Below are 1,169 nucleotides of genomic sequence, written 5' to 3' on the forward strand. Positions count from 1 at the left end.
GACGTCACAGTTTCAACAATCAGCTGTCACCGGTAGAGTTTGAAAAGCGTTACGCAGCGAGCCTGGAGAGTGTCTAGAAAACCCGGGGCGATTCATCCTTATTGAAAATCTCATACACCCATTTGGCCAACACCTCCGGGGACGTCGTTTCTTTCCTTAGACATTCTTCACCGCGATCTTTCGCAACAATGGCCAACTTCCCAGCATCAGAAATCTCAATATAGGGGGCACCAAACTCCTCCACTTCAGTTCCTAAAGGAAATTTCTCATATGGATTTCCCTGCTCGCGTGCATATTTGAAAAAATAATCGGCTAACTGCTCAAGGTTCATTGTTGCTACCCTCAGGTTATTTTATCGGTTTGATGAAACCTTCCTTCACCAACTCATCAATACTCATAGGTAATTGATACTGAGTCCCCATGCCAGGCTTTCCAAACCAAGGAGCTGCGTTTCCAGAGTTTACCTCAGGGATAGGCTTTAAGACCTCATACTGCCTATAGGGTGATTTCAGACTTGAGTCAGGCAACGCGCGTTGATCAAACGGCACGTCTATCGGGGCCACAAATTTACCCTGATCAGTAAAGTTACCTTTCTCATCAAAACGGCCATCATACCTGTCAAACGTATGGCCTGGCTGAAGCGCAGTAATCGTCGGCGGCCCATTGAACCCACCGTCAAAACCATTATTCGCTTTTGTTGGCCAATCGGGACTTCCGTCAGGTTTCACCCACCGAGGATCAACTCCCAACCTATCAGCAGTGGCAATTTGTGCTGGCGTCGGGTTGGCTACTGGCGCCCGTACCCCGCCATTTGCCCCTTTAGAAGGCGATGGTATCTCATAAGCTAAAGACTGAAGCCCGTAAAGCCCTGCTAAAGCGGAGACTGCGGCGTGGTAGGACATCACAAGGTCGTAGCGAATCTCGATCTCGGCACGAGTCAAGCCCGACTCTTTTGCTATTGCGGTTATCGCAGCATCTCTTGTAATACTCTCCGAATCCAACCCCTCCAAAATTGCCTCAGCATTCGCGGCGTCTTCAGGGTAGATATCTTTATACAATAATGAGTAGCTAACTGACTGGACTTGCCCCTACCAAACCGGACACCAACTCCCCGTTAAATTGATGTTCCCGCTAAGCGCCTGAACTCCCTCGGTGAACGATATTTCAAG

At 48.8% G+C, this 1,169-nt stretch carries 2 protein-coding genes; both read right to left on the reverse strand.

All coding sequences use genetic code 11. The features are described from left to right. Positions 1 to 73: 73 nt before the first annotated feature. The gene (locus FBY04_RS32245) at positions 74 to 331 is read right to left on the reverse strand and encodes a hypothetical protein (RefSeq protein ID WP_145319744.1); all 258 of its coding nucleotides are present in this window, start codon (positions 329 to 331) and stop codon (positions 74 to 76) included. Positions 332 to 347: 16 nt separating this feature from the next. Beyond that, entirely contained in the window at positions 348 to 941 is a 594-nt protein-coding gene (locus FBY04_RS32250; RefSeq protein ID WP_256667221.1) for a TNT domain-containing protein, read from the reverse strand. Positions 942 to 1,169 lie beyond the last annotated feature (228 nt).

Source organism: Pseudomonas sp. SJZ080, assembly GCF_007828295.1.
Classification (GTDB): domain Bacteria; phylum Pseudomonadota; class Gammaproteobacteria; order Pseudomonadales; family Pseudomonadaceae; genus Aquipseudomonas; species Aquipseudomonas migulae_A.

Coding starts and splice junctions, on each gene's coding strand:
- FBY04_RS32245 (WP_145319744.1), bottom strand. CDS start 331: ATGAACCTTGAGCAGTTAGCCGATTATTTTTTCAAATATGCACGCGAG.